A 19,995-nucleotide genomic window follows, 5' to 3' on the forward strand; every position below is an offset into this window, starting at 1 on the left:
CCCGAAATACCCCCCTTTCCCCGCCCTTATCCGCCGATCGTCGGTTGCGCCCAACGGGAATAATCGCTCTCACTGGAACCAGGCATCGCGCCTCGACCGATTGGAGAGCTTTTGTGGCAGAGGACAGCGACCTCGAAAAAACCGAATCAGCCACTCCCCGGCGCCTGCAGAAGGCGCGCGAGGAAGGGCAGATCGTGCGTTCGCGGGAGCTGTCGACGTTTGCGCTGCTGGCGGCCGGCTTTTTCGGTGTGTGGGGCATGTCCGGCAGCATCGGCGAGCATTTGCAGAGCATGTTGCGCGCGGCCTTCACGTTCGATCACGCCAGCGTGTTCGAAACGCGCCGCATGATGATCGGCGCGGGCGCCGCGAGCCGCGAAGGGCTGTACGCGTTGCTGCCGATTCTCGCGTTGACCGGCCTCGCCGCCTTGCTCGCGCCGATGGCGCTGGGCGGCTGGCAGTTGTCCGCAAAAGGGTTCGAGCCCAAGTTCGACCGGCTCAACCCGATCGCCGGTCTCGGCAAGATGTTCTCGATCAACGGGCCGATCCAGCTCGGCATGTCGCTCGCGAAAACCCTGGTGGTGGGCATCATCGGCGGCACGGCGATCTGGCATCGCCGCGAGGAGATTCTCGCGCTGGCCACCCAGCCCGTGCAGATTGCGCTGGCCAACGCCATGCATCTGATCGCCGTGTGCTGCGGCATGACGGTGGCGGGCATGTTCGTCGTGGCGGCGCTGGATGTGCCGTATCAACTGTGGCAGTTCCACAAGAAACTGCGCATGACGAAGGAAGAAGTGAAGCGCGAACATCGCGAAAGCGAAGGCGATCCGCATATCAAAGGCCGGATTCGCCAGCAGCAGCGGGCGATTGCCCGCCGCCGCATGATGACGCAGGTGCCGAAAGCCGACGTGGTGGTGACCAACCCGACGCACTTCGCCGTTGCGCTGCAATACGCCGACGGCGAGATGCGCGCGCCGAAGGTGGTCGCCAAGGGCGTGAACCTGGTGGCCGCGCGGATTCGCGAAATCGCCGCGGAAAACAATGTGCCGCTGCTCGAAGCGCCGCCGCTGGCGCGCGCGCTGTATCACAACGTCGAACTGGACCGCGAGATTCCCGGCCCGCTGTACGGCGCGGTCGCCGAGGTGCTCGCATGGGTGTATCAGTTGCGGCGCTTTAACACCGAAGGCGGCGTCGCGCCGGTCGCACCGACCGAACTCGACGTGCCGGCTGAACTCGACAAGGGCGGCGTGTCGGATCAGGAAGCCGATCAGGAAGCCGCCGACACGCTCAACAACGCTAACGAAGACGCTCCAGGAGCCTCCGCATGAACGCTCGCGCCGGATTCCTGTCCCGACGGCCCGATGCCTTGAGCAGCACCAATTTGCGCGCCCTCGCCGGGCCGGTGCTGATCTGCATGATCCTCGGCATGATGATCTTGCCGTTGCCGCCGTTTTTGCTGGATATGCTGTTCACCTTCAACATCGCGCTGTCGGTGATGGTGCTGCTCGTCAGCATGTACACGATGAAGCCGCTCGACTTCGCGGCTTTCCCGAGCGTGCTGCTGTTCTCGACGCTCTTGCGCCTGTCGCTGAACGTGGCGTCCACGCGGGTCGTGCTGCTCGAAGGCCACACCGGCCCGGACGCCGCCGGCCAGGTGATCGAGTCGTTCGGCCACTTCCTCGTGGGCGGCAACTTCGCGGTCGGTATCGTCGTCTTCATCATCCTGATGGTGATCAACTTCATGGTGATCACCAAGGGCGCGGGGCGGATCGCGGAAGTGTCCGCGCGCTTCACGCTCGACGCAATGCCCGGCAAGCAGATGGCGATCGACGCCGACCTGAACGCCGGCCTCGTCAACGAAGATCAGGCCCGCAAGCGCCGCCTGGAAGTCTCCCAGGAAGCCGAGTTCTACGGTTCGATGGACGGCGCGAGCAAGTTCGTGCGCGGCGACGCGATCGCCGGCTTGCTGATTATGGTGATCAACATCCTGGGCGGCCTGATCGTCGGGATGGTGCAGCATGGGATGGACTTCGCGTCGGCAGGCAAGACCTACACGCTGCTGACCATCGGTGACGGCCTCGTCGCGCAGATCCCGTCGCTGGTGATTTCGACGGCGGCCGGTGTGATCGTCTCGCGCGTCGCCACCAACGAAGACATCGGCACGCAGCTGACCGGCCAGCTCTTCACGAATCCGCGCGTGCTGATGATCACCGGCTGCATTCTCGTGCTGATGGGTCTGATTCCGGGCATGCCGCACTTCGCGTTTCTGATTCTCGGCGGCGGCCTGATCCAGCTCGGCCGCACGATGAAAAAGCGCGCCGAGGAACGCAAGAGCAGCACCGCGCTGATCGACGTCGCGCCGGCCGCGATGACTCCGGTGGAAAACACCGAAGCCAGCTGGGACGACGTGACGATGATCGACACGCTCGGCCTCGAAGTGGGCTACCGGCTGATCCCGCTCGTCGACAAGAACTCGGACGGCGAACTGCTCAAGCGGATCAAGAGCATCCGCAAGAAGTTCGCGCAGGAAATCGGCTTCCTGCCGCCGGTGATCCATATCCGCGACAACCTCGAATTGCGGCCGAACGGTTACCGGATTGCGCTGAAGGGTGTCGAAGTCGGCGTCGGCGAAGCGTATCCGGGGCAATGGCTGGCGATCAATCCGGGGCAGGTTTCCGCCGCGCTGCCGGGCACGCCGACGCAAGACCCGGCGTTCGGTTTGCCGGCGATCTGGATCGACACGAATCTGCGCGAACAGGCGCAGGTGTACGGCTACACGGTGGTCGATTCGAGCACCGTGGTGGCGACGCACCTGAATCATCTGGTGGTCACGCACGCGTCCGAACTGCTCGGCCGCCGCGAAGTGCAGGCGCTGATCGAGCGGATGCAGAAAGATACGCCGTCGCTGGTCGACGATCTGGTGCCGAAGACCCTGCCGCTCACCACGCTGCAAAAGGTGTTGCAAAACCTGCTGGAAGAGGGCGTGCCGATCCGCGACATGCGCACGATCCTCGAAGCCTTGTCCGAACACACACCGAAGCTCACCGACGCGCACGATCTCACCGCCGCCGTGCGCCTCGCGCTGGGCCGCGCGATCACGCAGCAGTGGTTCCCGGGCGCCGGCGATATGCAGGTGATGGGCCTCGATTCGAATCTGGAACGGGTGTTGTCGCAGGCGCTGTCGACCGGCGCCAATCCGGGTCTCGAGCCCGGGCTCGCGCATACGCTGATGACCGAAACGCAGAAGGCGATGACGCGTCAGCAGAACCTCGGGCTCGCGCCGGTGCTGCTGGTGCAGCACGCGTTGCGGCCGATGCTCGCGCGTTTCCTGCGCCGTAGCCTGCCGCAGCTGAAGGTGCTGTCGTATGCGGAAGTGCCGGACACGCGCAACGTCAAGGTCGTGAATCTGATCGGCGCGCATGGTTGAACGGCGCGGTTAAGCGTCGCCGCTCGCCGGGTCGATACTTTCTGCCGGCGCTCCTTCGAGCGCCGGTTTTCATTCCGGCTCGCGTTTCTTCTTGCCGTGCGCGGGTTGCGGCGTACACGCTCCGAGCGCAAAACGGCCCCCCCCTGCCGGGCCCGAAAAGCCCGTTTAAATCCGGCTTTCGCGTGGCACGGGCCGCATGTCTATCGCCCGAATTGCCCACCTTTACCCGTCTTTATCCATCGATCGTCACTCGATGGCTTTCGCAATAATTGATCTCAATGGGAAGCGGTGTGTTGCCGGTCCGTCAGTCCGTTTACCTCATCGGGGGTCCAGCTTGAACATTCGTAAATTTATCGGCGCTACCAGTCGTGATGCTCTGCGTCTCGTGCGCGAAGCCCTGGGCCCGGATGCAGTCGTGTTGTCGAATCGCACGATGGACGACGGCAGCGTCGAAATCGTCGCGCTGGCCGACAGCGACCTGGCAGCCATCGCGCCTAAGGCTCCGCGCACCGGAGCAGGTGCGCCGCAGACCGCGCCGATGAATGCAACGGCTGGACAGCCTGCGCTGATGGCGCCGCGCGCCACGCCGGCCAATCCGTATGCGAGCGGCATGCCCGATGTGTTCGCATCGGTGTTCGGCGCCAGCCCGGAAGCCGGCGCTGAGACCATGGCCGCGAATACCGCTTCGAACGCCGCCTTGAACACCGCCGCCGGCGATGCGCCGGTTGCGGCGCCGAACAACGCCGTTGTGCCGAAAGCCGTGCTGCCGGGCGCTGCCAAACCCCAGTCGATGGCGCCGGCCATGCCTGCTGCGGCACAGCCGATCGCCATCGACCAGCCCAGCGTCCGCGCCGCGGCGACCCGTCTCACCGAAGACATCCGCGCCGATCTGCTCGAGGCCGCCGGTGTGCCGGCCGCACCCGCTGCCCTGTCAGTCGCCGCTGAAGCGCCGCGCACGATGGCCGAATCGAATCCCTGGCTGATCGATCACGCCCGCCGCATCGCCGCCGAGCAGCAACAGCAACAACAAGGCGCCTACAGCGCGCGCCCCGCAGCGATGACGCCTGCCGCCGCGATGGCCAAGGGCCTCGGCGCCACGGTCGAGCCCGGCAAGGCCGCAGCGCAGGCTGGCGCAGCGCAAGCCGGCAACGCGCCCGACACCGCCGGGACGCCCGAATGGGCGCGCGAGGCCGCGCAAATCGCGGCGCGCCGCGCCGCGCAAAAGATCGCGCCGTCGCTGCCGGCCGGCGACGAGACCCGCACTCCCGCCGCGGTCGCCGAAGCGATCAAGACGCGCATGGAGCAGGTCGTCAACGAAACCGTGATGAACGAACTCGCGTCGATGCGCGGGATGATGGAAGAACACTTCGCCGGCCTGCTGTGGGGCGATCGCCAGCGTCGCAGCCCGGCGCGCGCCGCGCTGACCAAGCATCTGTTCGCCGCCGGTTTCTCCGCGCAGCTCGTGCAGATGATGGTCGACAACCTGCCGGACAACGTCGAAGACATGGAAGGCGGCATGGAGTGGATCCGCTCGGTGCTCGAATCGAACCTGCCGGTGATGGAAGACGAAGACGCGCTGATGGAGCGCGGCGGCGTCTTCGCGCTGATGGGCCCGACGGGCGTCGGCAAGACGACCACCACCGCCAAGCTCGCCGCGCGTTGCGTGATGCGTTTCGGCGCCAGCAAGGTGGCGTTGCTCACCACCGACAGCTACCGGATTGGCGGCCACGAACAACTGCGCATCTTCGGCAAGATTCTCGGCGTGTCGGTCCACGCGGTGAAAGACAGCGCCGATCTGCAACTGGCGCTCTCTGAATTGCGCAACAAGCACATCGTGCTGATCGACACGATCGGCATGAGCCAGCGCGACCGCCTCGTGTCCGACCAGATCGCGATGCTGTGCCGCGCCGGCCAGCCGGTGCAGCGCCTGTTGCTGCTGAATGCGACGAGCCACGGCGACACGCTCAACGAAGTCGTGCAGGCGTACCAACGCGCGCCGGATCAGCAGCCGCTCGCCGGCTGCATCCTGACCAAGCTCGACGAGGCCACCAATCTCGGCGGCGTGCTCGACACGGTGATCCGCTACAAGCTGCCGGTGCATTACGTGTCGACCGGGCAGAAGGTGCCGGAGAACCTGTACGTCGCGACAAAGAAATTCCTGATCAAGAGCACGTTCTGCATTCCCCGCGACAACTCGCCGTTCGTGCCGCACGACGACGATATTCCGGCGTTGCTGTCCGCACTTTCCGCGCGGTCGACGGCAGAACTGCACGAGGTCCGCTTTGGATAAATTCATCTCGGATCAGGCAGAAGGACTGCGGCGGTTGCTGGCGAAGAACGGATCGCGGGTGATCGCGGTGACGGGCGGCTCGGCGGGCATGGGCCGTACGACGACGGTGGTGAACCTTGCCGCGGCGCTCGCGCAGCAGGGCAAGGACGTGCTGGTGATCGACGAATGCCTCGGCGAGAAGTCAGTGAGCGCGATGCTCGGCGGCGTGCGCGGCGCGGGCAATTTTGCGGCCGTGATGCGCGGCGAGATGACGCTGGACGCCGCCGCCGCACGGCACGCGCTCGGCTTCTCGATGCTGGCCGCTCCGCGTCAGAACCGCGAAGGCCATACGGCCGCGCAGTTCGGCGTGGTGCTGCACGGCTCTGCCGACATCGTGCTGATCGACGCGGAACTCGATCCGCAAGGCCATTTGTCGCCGCTCGCGATGCAGGCGCACGAAGTGATGATCGTCACGCGCGTGGCCGCGCAGGCGCTCACCGACACGTACGCGTGCATGAAGCGTCTGCACTACGCGCACGCCACCGCGCAGTTTCGCGTGCTGGTGAACCACGTGCAGAGCGTGGACGACGCGCATACCGCTTTTGCAAACCTGGCCGGCGTGGCCGGGCGCTATCTGACGGTGGCGCTGGAAGACGCCGGTTGCATTGCCGCCGATGCGCGGATGGCGCGAGCCCTGGCGTTGTCGCGTTGTGTCGTCGATGCGTTCCCGTCGACACCGGCTGCGCGGGACTTCCGGCACCTTGCCGCTGAATTGCAGTACTGGCCGATGCGGCCAGCGATGTCGTCGCAAGCGCCCTGGGTGGCGCCTGCGACAGTTACAGCGGCGCAACACGCCGACCAACCGTCTGTGCGGCACGCCTGAGAGGCGGCACGGGGACAAGGGGAGCACGATGTATAACGCTCAGGGAAGGATTTCCCAAGCCGACGTTCTGACGAAGTACGCACCTCTCGTGCGTCGCCTCGGCTTGCAGCTCGTCGCCAAGATGCCGGCGAGCGTCGATCTCGACGATCTGATTCAGGCCGGCATGATCGGACTGCTGGACGCGGCGAGCCGCTATAAGGAAGACCAGGGCGCGCAGTTCGAGACCTACGCCAGCCAGCGGATTCGCGGCGCGATGCTCGACGAATTGCGCAGCAACGACTGGCTGCCGCGCAGCTTGCGGCGCACCTCGCGCGAAGTCGAAACCGCGGTGCACAAGGTCGAACAGAACCTGGGCCGCTCGGCGAGCGAGACCGAGATCGCCGAGCATCTGAAAATGCCGCTCGACGAGTATCAGTCGATGTTGCAGGACCTGCACGGCAGCCAGCTGATCTACTACGAGGACTTCGACCGTTCCGCGGACGATGAGCCGTTTCTCGACCGCTACTGCGTCGATCATTCGGACCCGCTCTCGGCGCTGCTTGACGACAGCCTGCGTTCGGCGCTGGTGGAGGCGATCGACCGCCTGCCGGAGCGCGAGAAGCTGCTGATGTCGCTGTACTACGAACGCGGCATGAACCTGCGCGAAATCGGCGCGGTGATGGAGGTCAGCGAATCGCGCGTGTGCCAGCTGCACAGCCAGGCGGTGGCGCGCCTGCGCACGCGGCTGCGGGAGATGGCCTGGGCGAATGCCGAGGCGACTTGAGTTTTGAAGGGTTGATGTTCGACCGGCGGCACACTCGCCTACGCCGCCTCAAGCATCCGCCATCTCATGTTCCGCGGCCAGCGCGAGAAACGCCGAACGCGACATGCCGCGCGCCTGTGCGTAGGCATCGATATCGTGGACCAGCGCCTCGGGCAGCGAGATATTGATGCGCACCGCTTTCTTCAGCGCCGGGATATTCCGGGTGGTCACGAAACCCCACGTAAAGCCCGCATAGTCCGGATTGCGCCGATGCTCTTCGAGCGTCAGCCGTTCGGGGATCGGCAGCCCTTCGTCGAGCAGCGTATCGAGATGCGCCTCGATCGCTTCCTTCGCATTCGCGTAGGCTTCCTCAAGCGTATCGCCCGCTGCGTGACAACCCGGAATGTCGGGAACCACCACGCCGAACGCATGGCGCTCGTCACCTGGCTCGATCGCGATCGGGAAAATCAGGTTCTTCATTTCAGGCCTGCCTGTTTCAGAATGCTGTTCATATTGCACTCCGCGAATCATACACACGATTACACAACCTCGCTAGTGAATACTTCGCCGCTTGCTCGGTCGAGGCAGCGTTGAAGCTGCCCGGAACGGCGAAGAATCTCAGTTGGGGGGAGCCGGTGATTTCAACGCGGCAGACAAATCCGCGCTACCTGGCCGGATGGCCAACGCGCCGTGGAGGCGGCCGGGAAGGGTCTTTTGCCGGTGTCAGAAAAACAGTCAGAAAAACAAAAAGGCTCGTCAAAGACGAGCCCCTCGTTCAACACAATCTACTCAGCCGGATCGGCGCCCGAAACGCCGGTCCGAGGAAAATCGTTACGCCGCGGGACGCGCCGGCATCCGTCCGTCCGGTCCGTAGAAGCCGGTCTTCTGCGGCACGGCCACTTGCAGCGCCTTCAGCGCACGCTGGTTGTAGTCCATCCGCACGCGGATCAGCTCGCCGTTACTCATATTGAAGCGCCGCGCGCGATCGGCGGCTTTTTGCAGCAGCGACCAGTGTGTCGCGAGCCGCGCGTCGGTGCTGGCCGCGAGTTCCATGCCGGGCCAGCCGGAGGGAAAGCCGAGTTCGGCCAGTTGCGCGTCCCGCTCGCTTTCGAGCCTGGCGAGCACGCCGATCAGTTCGGTTTTCTTCTCGATGATCGGCGGCAACAGCTCCAGCGGCGACAAGGCGGTCAAGGCCTTGGTTTCGAGCGCCAGAATCGAGGCGAAGGCCTCGACGGCCGAATATTCTTCAATCAGGGTGGCAAGCAGGGCGTCTTTCATCTCAACAACTCGCTGAACACGACGGCCCGCGCGTGACTCACGAGCCGGGTTTGTCGAATGCCGCCCGGCAATTCACCGTACTTCGATGCGTCGATCAGTTGCCGGTCGACGAGGTTTTGCTTTGCAACAGTTCGCGCGCCGTATTGAGCACGCCGTCGGCGATCTTGCCGGAATCGATCGTCAGCGAACCATCCTTGATGGCCTGCTTGATCGATTCGACATGCGCCGTGTCGATATCGGCGGAACCGGACGCCGCGAGGCTGCGCAGGTGCTGCGACAGACCCGACAGGCTGACGCTGGCGTCGCCCGAACCGCTGCTGGTGGTGCTCTGCGAGGCCGTGCCCGCACTCTGCGCGTTGCTGGTCGCGGCCGTCGCGTCGCTTTGCTGCGAGCGGGACAGCGCGTCTTTCAACGTCGGCAGATTCGAATGAGTTTTGGAATCGACTTTCACGATTGGCTTCCTGAACGATTTGATTCTGATAACGGCAACCGTTGATCAAAACTTTAGCGCAATCGCTCGAGGTCTTGCCTTGTCGTTCGGGGCGATCCGGCCCCGCGAGCCGCGCGGGCAACACGCCCGCGAAGCCCGCCATCGTCGATGAATCCACGGCGGCCGGCATCCCGGCGAGCCGCTTCACAACTGAATCTCCACCGTCGAACCGTCCTTGACGACGCCGGAGATGATCTGGCCGTTGGCCGTCTTCACCCGCACCTGCTGACCCGGCGACGCGTTGTTCATCGCGCTGCCTTCGGCCGAAATCGCGAAGCCAACGCCTGCCGCGACCACCCGCACGGTCTGTCCGATCGACACCGCCGACGCGCTTTTCAGCATGTCGCGGCGCAGCGGCATGCCGCCGGCGACGCGCGTGAGCGTGACCGAGCCGACCGCCTGCGACGGGTCCGTGACGATCGCCTGCGGCAAACCGGTCAGGTCGCCGTCGCGGGCGACGAGGTCGGCGGCGGTGAGCACTTCGCCCGGCGACATCGCGCGGGCGGCCAGGTAGTAGGTGGCGCGCAGCGAGATGCGCGCCTGCAGGTAGAGGGTCCACGGCCGTTCGCCCGCGCAGCGCACGCCGACGGTCATGCGGCCCCACAGGCGCGCGCCGCTCGGCATGAACGGTTCGAGCATCGTGCAGGCCGCGAGACCGCGCGGAAACGCCGGTGCGACGGTGATTTCGACCTTGCCGGGCAAGCCGGCGGATTGCTGTTGCAGGAAGGCGAGGGCGGCGCTGCGGATCGCTTCGGGGTCTTGCTGGCCGGGCAGCGGAGCGGCTTGAGCCACGGGCTGTGTCGCCAGCTGTGTCGCGGGTTGTGTCACCAGCTGTGTCACCCCGGCGGCGCGCAGATTCTGTTGCGCGACGGCCGGCGCCACCTGGCGCATCGGCGGTGTGCGGGGAATGATGGCGGGCGGCGCCGGCATCGCCGCAGCTGTTGGGGCTGATGCCCGTGCGGGTACTGCCGGCGTCGCAACCGGCTTGCCGCTCGCGCCTAGCTGCGGCGGCTCGCCACGCGACGCGAGCGTATCGAAGCCGGCCGCAGCGGATGTGCCGGCAGCGCCATTCGTGGGTGAACTCGCGGGTGCCGCGGGTGCATTGGCCGCCACCGGCTGTACCGCCGCAGCTTGCCGTGCGGCATTCAGCGGCGGCGGCGTCACCACGATCGGCACGACCTGATGCGAACCTGGCACGACATTGACGCGTGCAGAGCCGTCCGCCGGATTGACCGAGGCCGCATTGGCATTCGCCGGCGCGGGAATCGTCACGACGCCGTTCGCATCGGGCTTGAAGCTGGTGCGGATCATCGCCGGCGCCGCAGGCGCTTCGCCTGTGCCCGCAATGACGATCGAGCCGCTCGCATTGGCGGCGCGCGTGAATTGATCGGCGTCGCGTGCGACCGGACCCGGCGTCAGCGACTGCGCGGCGGCCGCGGCCAGCGTGGCGGCAGAGCCCGCGCGTTTCGAAGGCGCCGCCCGCATGTGTTCGGCCAGATCGGCGAGCGCAGCCGGATTCTTCTCACCGGGGCCGGGAATCACGATCGGGCCGCCGGCATCTTCGGCCTGCGCGGCGCCCGGCAACAAGACGGCGCCGGCCGTGACGCACAGCGCCGAGATCACCAGAACCCGCACAGCAAGCCGAACCGCGCCCGCTCCCACGCGATGCGCCGCCGCCGCGCGGCGTGCGCGGTGCGTCAGATCGAAAGTGGGCAGGTCCATCGCGTTTCTCCATCGAATGCATCAGTACGTTTTGCATTCTAGTGAGCGCCTCCATTGGGCAAACGTTGAATAGAAGCCCCCTTTCCCGGTTATTCGTCCGATTGCCGCTTGCGTTCGGCCCATAAGATGGACCTCATGCAAAAAGGTCTTCCCGGCCGAGGCAGTCCTCACGCGAGGCGCTCACGGGAACCTCGGGAACGTTCTCCGGAGATTTCTATGCTGGACAAACTCGATGCCGAATTCGCCTTTGGCCGCCAGGCGCTCGACGTACGCGCTTACCGCCAGGAGCTGTTGTCTTCGAATATCGCCAACGCCGATACCCCCGGGTACAAGGCGCGCGACGTCGATTTCGCTTCGTCGCTCGCGGGCGCGCTGAAGAAGAGCGGCGGCGGGGCTGGCCAGGGCGCGTCGAACGCTTCGACGCTGGCGATGACGCAGCCTGCCAGCGTGACGGGCGGCATGTCGATGGTCTCGACCGCGCCGGGCCACATGTCCGGCAAGACGACGCTCACGCCGACCGGCGGCGCGCCCGACGACTACGGCAATCTGCAATACCGCATTCCGACGCAACCCGCGCTCGACGGCAACACGGTCGATATCGATGCCGAGCGTGTGCAGTTCGCCGACAACACACTGCATTTCGAATCGGGCATGACGGTGCTGTCGAGCCAGATCAAAACGATGCTGGTGGCGATCACGTCGGGTTCGTAATTCGGCTGCAAGAGGAAGGAAACATGCCATCTTTGATGAATATTTTCGGTGTTGCGGGCTCCGCGATGTCGGCGCAGTCGCAACGGCTCAACGTGACGGCGTCCAATCTCGCCAACGCGGACAGTACGACGGGCCCGGACGGCCAGCCGTACAAGGCCAAGCAGGTCGTGTTCGCAGTGAACCCGCTCGGCGGCGCGCGCTCGGGCTCCGGCCAGCAGGTCGGCGGCGTGCAGGTCACCGGCGTGGTCGACGACCCGACGCCGATGAAGACCGCCTACGACCCGGGCAACCCGGCCGCCAACGCGGACGGTTACGTCACGCTGCCCAATGTCGACCCGGTGCAGGAAATGGTCAACATGATCTCGGCCTCGCGCTCGTACCAGGCCAACGTCGAGACCCTGAACACCGCCAAGACACTGATGCTGAAAACGCTCACGATCGGAACCTGAGGAGAACTCCTTGACCACCAGCACCACCATCGGCGGCAGCGGCACGACCGTGTCGCAGACGCTGCTCGATACGATGAACGGCACGAAGAGTGCCTCGAGCTCGACCAGCTCCACCAGTTCGACGAGCGGCACGTCGGCGACCGATCTGCAGAATACCTTTCTGCAGTTGCTGGTCGCGCAGATGAAGAACCAGGACCCGACCAATCCGATGGACAGCTCGCAGATGACCTCGCAGCTGGCGCAGATCAACACGGTGTCGGGAATCAGCCAGCTGAATACGACGCTCACCTCGTTGTCGACGCAACTGTCGGCCGGCCAGCAGTCGCAAGCCGCGCTGCTGATCGGCTCGACGGTGCTCGCGCCGGGCAGTTCGGTGACGGTCGCGAGCGGCAAGGCCAGCTCGTTCGGCGTGCAGCTCGCCAACTCAGTGGGCGACCTGCAGGTGGTCGTGAAGAACTCGGCGGGCACGATCGTCAACACGGTCGACCTCGGCAAGCAGTCGGCCGGCACGATTCCGGTGAGCTGGACGCCGACCGACTCGGCCGGCAACACGCTGCCCGACGGCACCTACACGATCAGCGCGGTCGGCACGATCAACGGCCAGCAGGCCACGGCCACGACGCTCGCGGGCGCGACGGTGCAAAGCGTCGTCATGCAGAGCAACGGTACGCCGGGCCTCGTGCTGTCGAACGGTTCGACCGTGGGGCTGACCAGCGTCGCCGCCATCCTCTGATTCAGATTCAGTCAGTTACGACCTTCCAGATACGGAGACCGTCATGGGTTACCAAACAGGTTTGAGCGGGTTGGCGGCATCGTCGAGCGATCTCGACGTGATCGGCAACAACATCGCCAACGCGAATACGGTTGGCTTCAAGAGCGGCGCAGCGCAATTCGCGGATATGTACGCCAATTCGGTGGCGACCGCGGTGAACAACCAGGTCGGCATCGGCACGAAGCTCGCCGAAGTGCAGCAGCAGTTCGCGCAAGGCACGATCACCAGCACCAATCAGGCGCTCGACGTCGCGATCAACGGCAATGGCTTCTTCCAGCTGTCGAACAACGGTTCGCTGGTGTACTCGCGTAACGGCGTGTTCCAGCTCGACAAGAACGGCTTCATCACCAACGCGCAAGGCCTGCAACTGATGGGCTACGGCGCGAATAGCTCGGGCGTCGTCAACACCGCGCAAACCGTGCCGCTCTCGGTGCCGACCGCGAACATCGCGCCGCAGGCGACCACCAAGATCGCTGCCGGCCTGAACCTGAACGCCCAGGATCCGCTGATGCTCGGCACGCCGACCGTGACGGCCGTCAGCAGTACGGGCACGCTCTCCACCACCGGCGCGACCATCACGAACACGGCTTCGGGCACGAACAACGACAACTACACCGTCAATTTCCCGACCTCGACGACCTACACGGTAACCGACAACACGCTCGGCACGACGACCACCGCCGCGACGTACACGGCCGGCACCGCGATCCAGCTCGGCAACGGCGAGACCATCACGTTCAACGGCGTGCCGGCCGCCGCCGGCACTGACAGCTACACGATCGCGCCGACCGCGGTGGCGTTCAACCAGAACAGCTCGACGACGTACAACTACTCGACCAGCACGACGACATACGACTCGCTCGGCGGCTCGCAGCAGGTCAACATGTATTTCGCCAAGACCTCGGCCGGCACGTGGAACGTGTACGCGGGCAGCTCGACCGGCACGGCGTCGCTGATCGGCCACGCGAACTTCAATTCGTCGGGCACGCTGCTCGGCACGACCGACGCGGCCGGTGTCGCGACCACCACGCCGTTCGTCTTCAACTTCTCGGTGCCGAACACCGACGGTTCGTCGACGCCGCAGAACCTGACGCTGAACATCGGCGGCACGACGCAGTACGGCGGCAAGAACGGCGTGAACTCGCTGCAGCCCGACGGCTACGCTGCCGGCACGCTGACGAGCTTCACGATCGGTTCGGACGGCACGCTGACCGGCAACTATTCGAACCAGCAAACCGCCGCGCTCGGCCAGGTCGCACTCGCGAACTTCTCGAATCAGAACGGTCTCGTGAACCTCGGTAACAACGAGTTCCAGCAGACCTCCCAATCGGGTGTCGCGCAGATTTCGGTGCCGGGCTCGACCAACCACGGCACGCTGCAAGGCGGCGCGGTGGAAAACTCGAACGTCGACCTGACGAGCCAACTGGTGAATCTGATCACCGCGCAACGCAACTATCAGGCGAACGCGCAGACGATCAAGACCCAGCAGGCCGTCGACCAGACCCTGATCAACCTGTAAGCGACCGGGACTGACCCATCATGGATCGGCTGATCTACACCGCGATGTCGGGCAGCACACAAGCGCTCGAACAGCAGGCCATCGTTGCGAACAACCTCGCGAATGCCTCGACCACCGGCTTTCGCGCGCAGCTTGCGACTTTCCGCGCCGTGCCGATGGCGTTCGGCGACGGCAGTTCGATCAACGACAACACCACGCGCACTTTCGTGCTGTCGTCGACGCCGGGCGCCGACTACACGCCCGGGCCGATCCAGCAGACGGGCAACCCGCTCGACGTCGCGGTCGAGGGGCCGGGCTGGCTGGCGGTGCAGACCGCCGACGGCACCGAGGCTTACACGCGCGCCGGCAATCTGCACATCGACCAGAACGGCCAGCTGGTGAATGCCATGAATCAGACGGTGCTCGGCAACGGCGGTCCGGTGTCGGTGCCGCCGGGTGCGCAGATCACGATCGGCAAGGACGGCACGGTGACCGCGCTCACGCCGGGCGATCCGCCCACGGCGGTGGTGACGGTCGATCAGCTGAAACTGGTGAATCCGGCTCCGCAAACCATGACGCGCGGCAACGACGGCCTGTTTCGCACCGCCGACGGCAACCCCGCCGACGCCGACCCGGCCGTCACGCTGGCGCCGGCTTCGCTCGAAGGCAGCAACGTGAATCCGGTCAGCGCGATGGTCTCGATGATCACCAACGCACGCCAGTTCCAGATGCAGACCAAGCTGCTGGAAAGCGCCGACAAGAACGACCAGTCCGCCAACCAGCTGCTCAGTTTCAGCTAACGGGTTGCCCCGGCACCTAGGAGAAAAATTGTGAATCGCTCGCTCTACATCGCCGCTACCGGCATGAATGCGCAACAGGCGCAGATGGACGTGATCTCGAACAACCTCGCGAACGTCAGCACCAACGGCTTCAAGGGCTCGCGCGCGGTGTTCGAGGACCTGCTGTATCAGACCATCCGCCAGCCCGGCGCGAACTCGACCCAGCAAACCGAACTGCCGTCCGGCATCCAGCTCGGCACCGGCGTGCAACAGGTCGCCACCGAGCGTCTGTACACCCAGGGCAACCTGCAGCAAACCGGCAACTCGAAAGACGTCGCCATCAACGGCCAGGGCTTCTTTCAGGTGCAGATGCCCGACGGCACGACCGCTTACACCCGCGACGGTTCGTTTCAGACCAACGCGCAGGGCCAGCTCGTCACCTCGAGCGGCTACCAGGTGATTCCGGCGATCACGATCCCGACCAATGCCACTTCGATGACGATCGGCAGCGACGGCGTGGTGTCGATCACCGTCGCCGGCTCGAGCAACAGCCAGCAGCTCGGCTCGATGCAGATCGCCACCTTCATCAACCCGACCGGTCTGGATGCGAAGGGCGAAAACCTGTTCGCGGAAACCGCGTCGTCGGGCGCGCCGAACATCGCGCAACCGGGCCTGAACGGCGCCGGCACGCTGAATCAGGGTTACGTGGAAGCCTCGAACGTGAACGTGGTGCAGGAGCTGGTGAACATGATCCAGACGCAGCGCGCGTATGAAATCAACAGCAAGGCCGTGACGACCTCCGACCAGATGCTGCAGACCCTCAGCCAGATGCAGGTTTGAGCGGCTGGGAATTAACAGGCGGTAATCAAGATGTCGCACTTCACTCGTAATCCGGTTCATTCGCGCACGGCTCAGGCGCTCGTGCAGCTCACGCTGCTCGCAGCGCTGGGCGGTTGCGGCCTCGTGCCGAAGCAACCGATCACCCAGCAGCCGATGACGGCCATGCCGCCGATTCCGCCTGCGGCGCAATCGCCAGGCTCGATCTTCAACCCGGGTTACGCCGGCCGGCCGTTGTTCGAAGACCAGCGGCCGCGCAATGTCGGCGACATTCTGACGATCGTGATTCAGGAAAACGTCAACGCGACGAAGTCCTCGGGCGCCGGGACCAACCGCAACGGCAGCACCAACTTCGACGTGCCGACCGCCGGCTTTCTCGGCGGCTTCTTCGGCAAGGTCAACCTGAACGCGACCGGCGGCAACAAGTTTCAGGCGACCGGCGGCGCGAACGCGTCGAATACGTTCAATGGCACGATCACCGTAACGGTGACAGGCGTGCTGCCGAACGGCAACCTGATGGTGAGCGGCGAGAAGCAGATGCTGATCAACCAGGGCAATGAGTTCGTGCGCTTTTCCGGCGTTGTGAATCCGAACACGATTTCGAACCTGAACGCCGTGTACTCGACCCAGGTGGCCGACGCGAAAATCGAATACTCCGCGAAGGGTTATATCGACGAAGCCGAGAACATGGGCTGGCTGCAGCGCTTCTTTCTCAACGTGTCGCCGTGGTAATCATGCGTACCGCCTTTTTCCGCTCCGGCCGCTCCCGCCGCTTCGCGCGACTCGTTCACGCTGGCCGGGCGCTGGCTCTCTTCGCGCTCGCCTGCGTGGCGCTGCCGGCGGCGACGCCCGCCCATGCCGAGCGTCTGAAGGACCTCGTGCAGATTCAGGGCGTGCGCGACAACCCGCTGATCGGCTACGGTCTCGTGGTCGGCCTCGACGGCACAGGCGACCAGACCACGCAAACGCCGTTCACCACGCAAACGCTCGCCAACATGCTGGCGAACCTCGGCATCTCGATCAACAACCAGGCCGCCGGGTCGAGTAACTCGCAATCGTCGCTGTCGAACATCCAGTTGAAGAACGTTGCCGCGGTGATGGTGACGGCGGTGCTGCCGCCGTTCGCGCGTCCCGGCGAAGCGATCGACGTCACCGTGTCGTCGCTCGGCAACGCCAAGAGCCTGCGCGGCGGCACGCTGCTGCTCACGCCGCTCAAGGGCGCCGACGGCCAGGTGTACGCGCTCGGCCAGGGCAACCTCGCGGTCGGCGGCGCCGGCGCGAGCGCGAACGGCAGCAAGGTGCAGGTGAACACACTGGCGGCGGGCCGCATCGCCGGCGGCGCGATCGTCGAACGCGCGGTGCCGACCTCGGTGTCGCAAGCGGGCACCATGCAGCTCGAACTGAACGACATGGATTACGACACCACGCAGCGTGTGGTGTCGGCGGTCAACAACGCGTTCGGCGGCGGCACCGCCATGGCGCTCGACGGCCGCACGATTCAACTGCGCGCGCCGGCCGATCCGGAACAGCAGGTCGCCTTCATGGCGCGCTTGCAGAATCTCGACGTGAAGCCAGCGCCAGCCGCCGCGAAGGTGATCCTGAACGCGCGCACCGGCTCGATCGTGATGAACCAGATGGTTACGCTGCAGAACTGCGCGGTGGCGCACGGCAATCTGTCGGTGGTGATCAATACGCAGCCGGTGGTGAGCCAGCCGGGCGCGTTCTCGAACGGCCAGACGGTGGTGGCCCAGCAGTCGCAGATTCAGATGAAGCAGGACAACGGCGCCCTGAAGCTCGTGACCGCCGGTGCGAACCTCGCCGAAGTGGTGAAGGCGCTCAATGCATTGGGTGCGACGCCCGCGGATCTGATGTCGATCCTGCAGGCCATGAAAGCGGCGGGCGCTCTGCGCGCCGACCTGGAAATCATCTAAGGAAGACAGCAGATGAATTCGGATACGACCAACTCCGCCAATGCGGCGAACGACCTGACCCAGCGCTTTGCCCTCGACGTGCAGGGGTTCGCCAAGCTGAGCGCGCAGGCCAAGGCTTCGCCGCAGGCCGGCATGAAGATGGCCGCGCAGCAGTTCGACGCGGTGTTCACGCAGATGATGTTGAAGAGCATGCGCGATGCGACGCCGCAGGACAGCCCGTTCGATTCGCACGACAGCGCCACCTTCACGTCGATGATGGATCAGCAGTTGTCGCAGCAGATGTCGCAGAAGGGCATCGGCGTGGCCGACGCGATGCTCAAGCAGATGATGCGCAACCAGGGCATGCAGGTGAGCGGCGCAGCAGGCGGTGCGGGCGGCCTCGCCGGCATGGCCAATGCGCTCGGCGGCGGCAGCGGCGGCGACGAAGGCCAGACCGCCGCGCTGAACGCGCTCGCCAAGGCGTACGGCAATGCGCAGGCCAACGGGCAGCTGGCGATGGGCAAGGGCTACTCGGCCAACAGCTCGCTGACCCCGCCGCTCAAAGGCGACGGCAGCTCGCCGAAAATCGACGCGTTCGTCGACAAGCTGGCCGCGCCCGCCCAGGCCGCCAGCGCCGCAACCGGCATTCCGGCGCGCTTCATCATCGGCCAGGCCGCGCTCGAATCGGGCTGGGGCAAGAGCGAGATCAGAAAGGCCGACGGCTCGAGCAGTCACAACGTGTTCGGCATCAAGGCGACGAGAGACTGGACCGGCAAGACCGTTTCGACCGTCACGACCGAATATGTGAACGGCAAGCCGCAGCGCACCGTCGAGAAATTCCGCGCGTACGACTCGTACGAGGAAGCGATGACCGATTACGCGAACCTGCTCAAAGGCAATCCGCGTTATGCGCAGGTCATCAATTCTTCGCACGATGTGAACGGCTTTGCCAACGGCATGCAGCGCGCGGGCTACGCGACCGATCCGCATTACGCGAAAAAACTGATGTCGATCATGCAGAAAATGGCCTGAGCATAAAATCCATCCACGCGACGGGGCCAGCTGCATAAAAAGACGGAACAGGCCGATCACCCGCGCGGGTGGTCGGCCGAGCCGCCATACCAGATATCGCGTGTCTTGTTTCGCGGCTGATTCACGGTGTATCCGTTGTCTAAATGATCGTTGCCCGTATTGATGCGCCCGGCTTGCGTTGGATGCGGATCGGCGTTTTAACGTTTGCGGCAAATATTTTAATTACCGGCCCCTAAATTTTGACCGGACGCTGCCGCTAATCAAGTTAGACCCGATACCGGAAAGTGTTGTAACGTCCGGTTGAATGCGCGTGCCGCGGCCTCGATGAAGACCGTGCGAAAGCCCTGGCAGGAGCCCTGGGCACGCGCCCGCGAACATGCATACCGGCAAGCCCATGGATACTAACCAGTCGAACGGCCAGATTGAAGCCCCCGGCCAGCCGCACGCCGCGCCAGACGAAAGCGCTCACGACTTTGGCCGTCGCAATCCGCTGGAGATCGGCGTTCAGTTGCGCAATCTCGTCAATCGCGGCGATTTCCTCACCGTGCAACATGCGGGCGGCCAGCTCGTCACGCGCCTGCTCGACGTCGACGTGCGCGGACGCACTTTCACTTTCGATTGGGGCGCGCTGTCGGACCAGAACAAAGGTTTGCTGGCGGCGCCGCTTTGCCAGTTCCACGCGTCGCCGGAGGGCGTGCGTGTCGAGTTCGCCACGGGCACGCCGCGCGAAACCCGCTATGAAGGACTGCCCGCATTCGAGGCGGACTTCCCCGAAGTGCTGTTCTACGTGCAGCGCCGCGAGTATTTCCGCGTCGATGCGCCGATTCTCGATCCGTATACGTGCAGCGGCCGCCTGCCTGAAGGCGATACGTTCCGCTTCGAAGTGAACGACCTGTCGCTCGGCGGGGTCGGCATGCGCACTGCGGATGAACGCGTGGCCGAATTGCCGATGGGCACCCGGCTGCAGGATTGCGAACTGTCGCTCGGTGCGCTCGGCCGTCTGTCGCTCGATCTGCAACTGGTGTCGCATCGTTCGACCGCATTGCCGAACGGCACGCAGCGCTATCAGCTCGGCTTCCGTTTTCTGACGCTGCCCGGCAGCGCGGAAAACACGCTGCAGCGGTTGATCACGCAACTCGAAATGAAGCGCCGCTCGCTGGTGCGCTGAGCAACGGGAATGGCCCTCAATTTTTCCCCGC

19 protein-coding genes are annotated in these 19,995 nt (G+C 65.0%); 15 read left to right on the plus strand and 4 right to left on the minus strand.

What is annotated here, in order from left to right:
- The first annotated feature begins 113 nt into the window (after positions 1-113).
- The 5 genes from flhB to AC3WLT_RS15655 all read left to right on the plus strand — a co-directional run bounded on the left by flhB (position 114) and on the right by AC3WLT_RS15655 (position 7,339).
- Positions 114-1,325 (plus strand): flagellar biosynthesis protein FlhB, encoded by a 1,212-nt coding sequence (gene flhB / locus AC3WLT_RS15635; RefSeq protein ID WP_492592617.1) that lies wholly within the window; start codon positions 114-116, stop codon positions 1,323-1,325.
- Entirely contained in the window at positions 1,322-3,424 is a 2,103-nt protein-coding gene (gene flhA / locus AC3WLT_RS15640) for a flagellar biosynthesis protein FlhA (protein ID WP_492592618.1), read from the plus strand. The genes flhB and flhA overlap by 4 nt, the downstream gene beginning before the upstream one ends.
- A 334-nt stretch (positions 3,425-3,758) precedes the next feature.
- Positions 3,759-5,714, plus strand: a complete 1,956-nt coding sequence (gene flhF, locus AC3WLT_RS15645; protein ID WP_492592619.1) for a flagellar biosynthesis GTPase FlhF — start codon at positions 3,759-3,761, stop codon at positions 5,712-5,714.
- Complete coding sequence (locus AC3WLT_RS15650) at positions 5,707-6,576, plus strand: MinD/ParA family ATP-binding protein (protein WP_492592620.1); 870 nt, start codon at positions 5,707-5,709, stop codon at positions 6,574-6,576. The genes flhF and AC3WLT_RS15650 overlap by 8 nt, the downstream gene beginning before the upstream one ends.
- A 28-nt stretch (positions 6,577-6,604) precedes the next feature.
- Complete coding sequence (locus AC3WLT_RS15655; RefSeq protein WP_492592621.1) at positions 6,605-7,339, plus strand: RNA polymerase sigma factor FliA; 735 nt, start codon at positions 6,605-6,607, stop codon at positions 7,337-7,339.
- A gap of 48 nt (positions 7,340-7,387) precedes the next feature.
- On the opposite strand, the gene AC3WLT_RS15660 is transcribed toward AC3WLT_RS15655, so the two are convergent.
- The 4 genes from AC3WLT_RS15660 to flgA all read right to left on the minus strand — a co-directional run bounded on the left by AC3WLT_RS15660 (position 7,388) and on the right by flgA (position 10,808).
- On the minus strand, positions 7,388-7,798 hold the full coding sequence (locus AC3WLT_RS15660) for a type II toxin-antitoxin system HicB family antitoxin (RefSeq protein ID WP_492592622.1): 411 nt from the start codon (positions 7,796-7,798) through the stop codon (positions 7,388-7,390).
- 351 nt (positions 7,799-8,149) lie between these two features.
- Positions 8,150-8,596 carry a flagella synthesis protein FlgN gene (locus tag AC3WLT_RS15665; protein ID WP_492592623.1) on the minus strand — a complete coding sequence of 149 codons (447 nt, stop codon included), beginning with the start codon at positions 8,594-8,596 and terminating at the stop codon, positions 8,150-8,152.
- Positions 8,597-8,690: 94 nt separating this feature from the next.
- The gene (flgM, locus tag AC3WLT_RS15670) at positions 8,691-9,047 is read right to left on the minus strand and encodes a flagellar biosynthesis anti-sigma factor FlgM (protein ID WP_492592624.1); all 357 of its coding nucleotides are present in this window, start codon (positions 9,045-9,047) and stop codon (positions 8,691-8,693) included.
- A gap of 183 nt (positions 9,048-9,230) precedes the next feature.
- Positions 9,231-10,808: a flagellar basal body P-ring formation chaperone FlgA gene (flgA, locus tag AC3WLT_RS15675; RefSeq protein WP_492592625.1), complete on the minus strand. Its 1,578-nt coding sequence runs from the start codon at positions 10,806-10,808 to the stop codon at positions 9,231-9,233.
- A gap of 216 nt (positions 10,809-11,024) precedes the next feature.
- Between flgA and flgB the strand changes: the two genes are divergently transcribed.
- From flgB to AC3WLT_RS15725, 10 genes are all read left to right on the plus strand, one after another.
- On the plus strand, positions 11,025-11,519 hold the full coding sequence (gene flgB, locus AC3WLT_RS15680) for a flagellar basal body rod protein FlgB (RefSeq protein WP_492592626.1): 495 nt from the start codon (positions 11,025-11,027) through the stop codon (positions 11,517-11,519).
- A 23-nt stretch (positions 11,520-11,542) separates the two neighbouring features.
- Positions 11,543-11,968 carry a flagellar basal body rod protein FlgC gene (flgC, locus tag AC3WLT_RS15685; RefSeq protein WP_492592627.1) on the plus strand — a complete coding sequence of 142 codons (426 nt, stop codon included), beginning with the start codon at positions 11,543-11,545 and terminating at the stop codon, positions 11,966-11,968.
- Positions 11,969-11,978: 10 nt separating this feature from the next.
- The gene (locus AC3WLT_RS15690; RefSeq protein ID WP_492592628.1) at positions 11,979-12,701 is read left to right on the plus strand and encodes a flagellar hook assembly protein FlgD; all 723 of its coding nucleotides are present in this window, start codon (positions 11,979-11,981) and stop codon (positions 12,699-12,701) included.
- A 43-nt stretch (positions 12,702-12,744) separates the two neighbouring features.
- Positions 12,745-14,259 (plus strand): flagellar hook protein FlgE, encoded by a 1,515-nt coding sequence (locus AC3WLT_RS15695; protein ID WP_492592629.1) that lies wholly within the window; start codon positions 12,745-12,747, stop codon positions 14,257-14,259.
- A gap of 20 nt (positions 14,260-14,279) precedes the next feature.
- On the plus strand, positions 14,280-15,038 hold the full coding sequence (gene flgF, locus AC3WLT_RS15700) for a flagellar basal-body rod protein FlgF (protein WP_492592630.1): 759 nt from the start codon (positions 14,280-14,282) through the stop codon (positions 15,036-15,038).
- Positions 15,039-15,068: 30 nt separating this feature from the next.
- Positions 15,069-15,857, plus strand: a complete 789-nt coding sequence (flgG, locus tag AC3WLT_RS15705) for a flagellar basal-body rod protein FlgG (RefSeq protein ID WP_492592631.1) — start codon at positions 15,069-15,071, stop codon at positions 15,855-15,857.
- Between the two features lie 30 nt (positions 15,858-15,887).
- Entirely contained in the window at positions 15,888-16,586 is a 699-nt protein-coding gene (gene flgH / locus AC3WLT_RS15710; RefSeq protein WP_492592632.1) for a flagellar basal body L-ring protein FlgH, read from the plus strand.
- Positions 16,587-16,588: 2 nt separating this feature from the next.
- Positions 16,589-17,785, plus strand: a complete 1,197-nt coding sequence (locus tag AC3WLT_RS15715; protein WP_492592633.1) for a flagellar basal body P-ring protein FlgI — start codon at positions 16,589-16,591, stop codon at positions 17,783-17,785.
- Between the two features lie 12 nt (positions 17,786-17,797).
- A complete protein-coding gene (gene flgJ, locus AC3WLT_RS15720) occupies positions 17,798-18,796 on the plus strand; it encodes a flagellar assembly peptidoglycan hydrolase FlgJ (protein WP_492592634.1) in 999 nt (332 codons plus the stop codon).
- 394 nt (positions 18,797-19,190) lie between these two features.
- Positions 19,191-19,964 carry a flagellar brake protein gene (locus tag AC3WLT_RS15725; protein WP_492592635.1) on the plus strand — a complete coding sequence of 258 codons (774 nt, stop codon included), beginning with the start codon at positions 19,191-19,193 and terminating at the stop codon, positions 19,962-19,964.
- Positions 19,965-19,995: the final 31 nt, after the last annotated feature.

The organism is Paraburkholderia sp. FW306-2-2C-D06C (genome assembly GCF_058781505.1).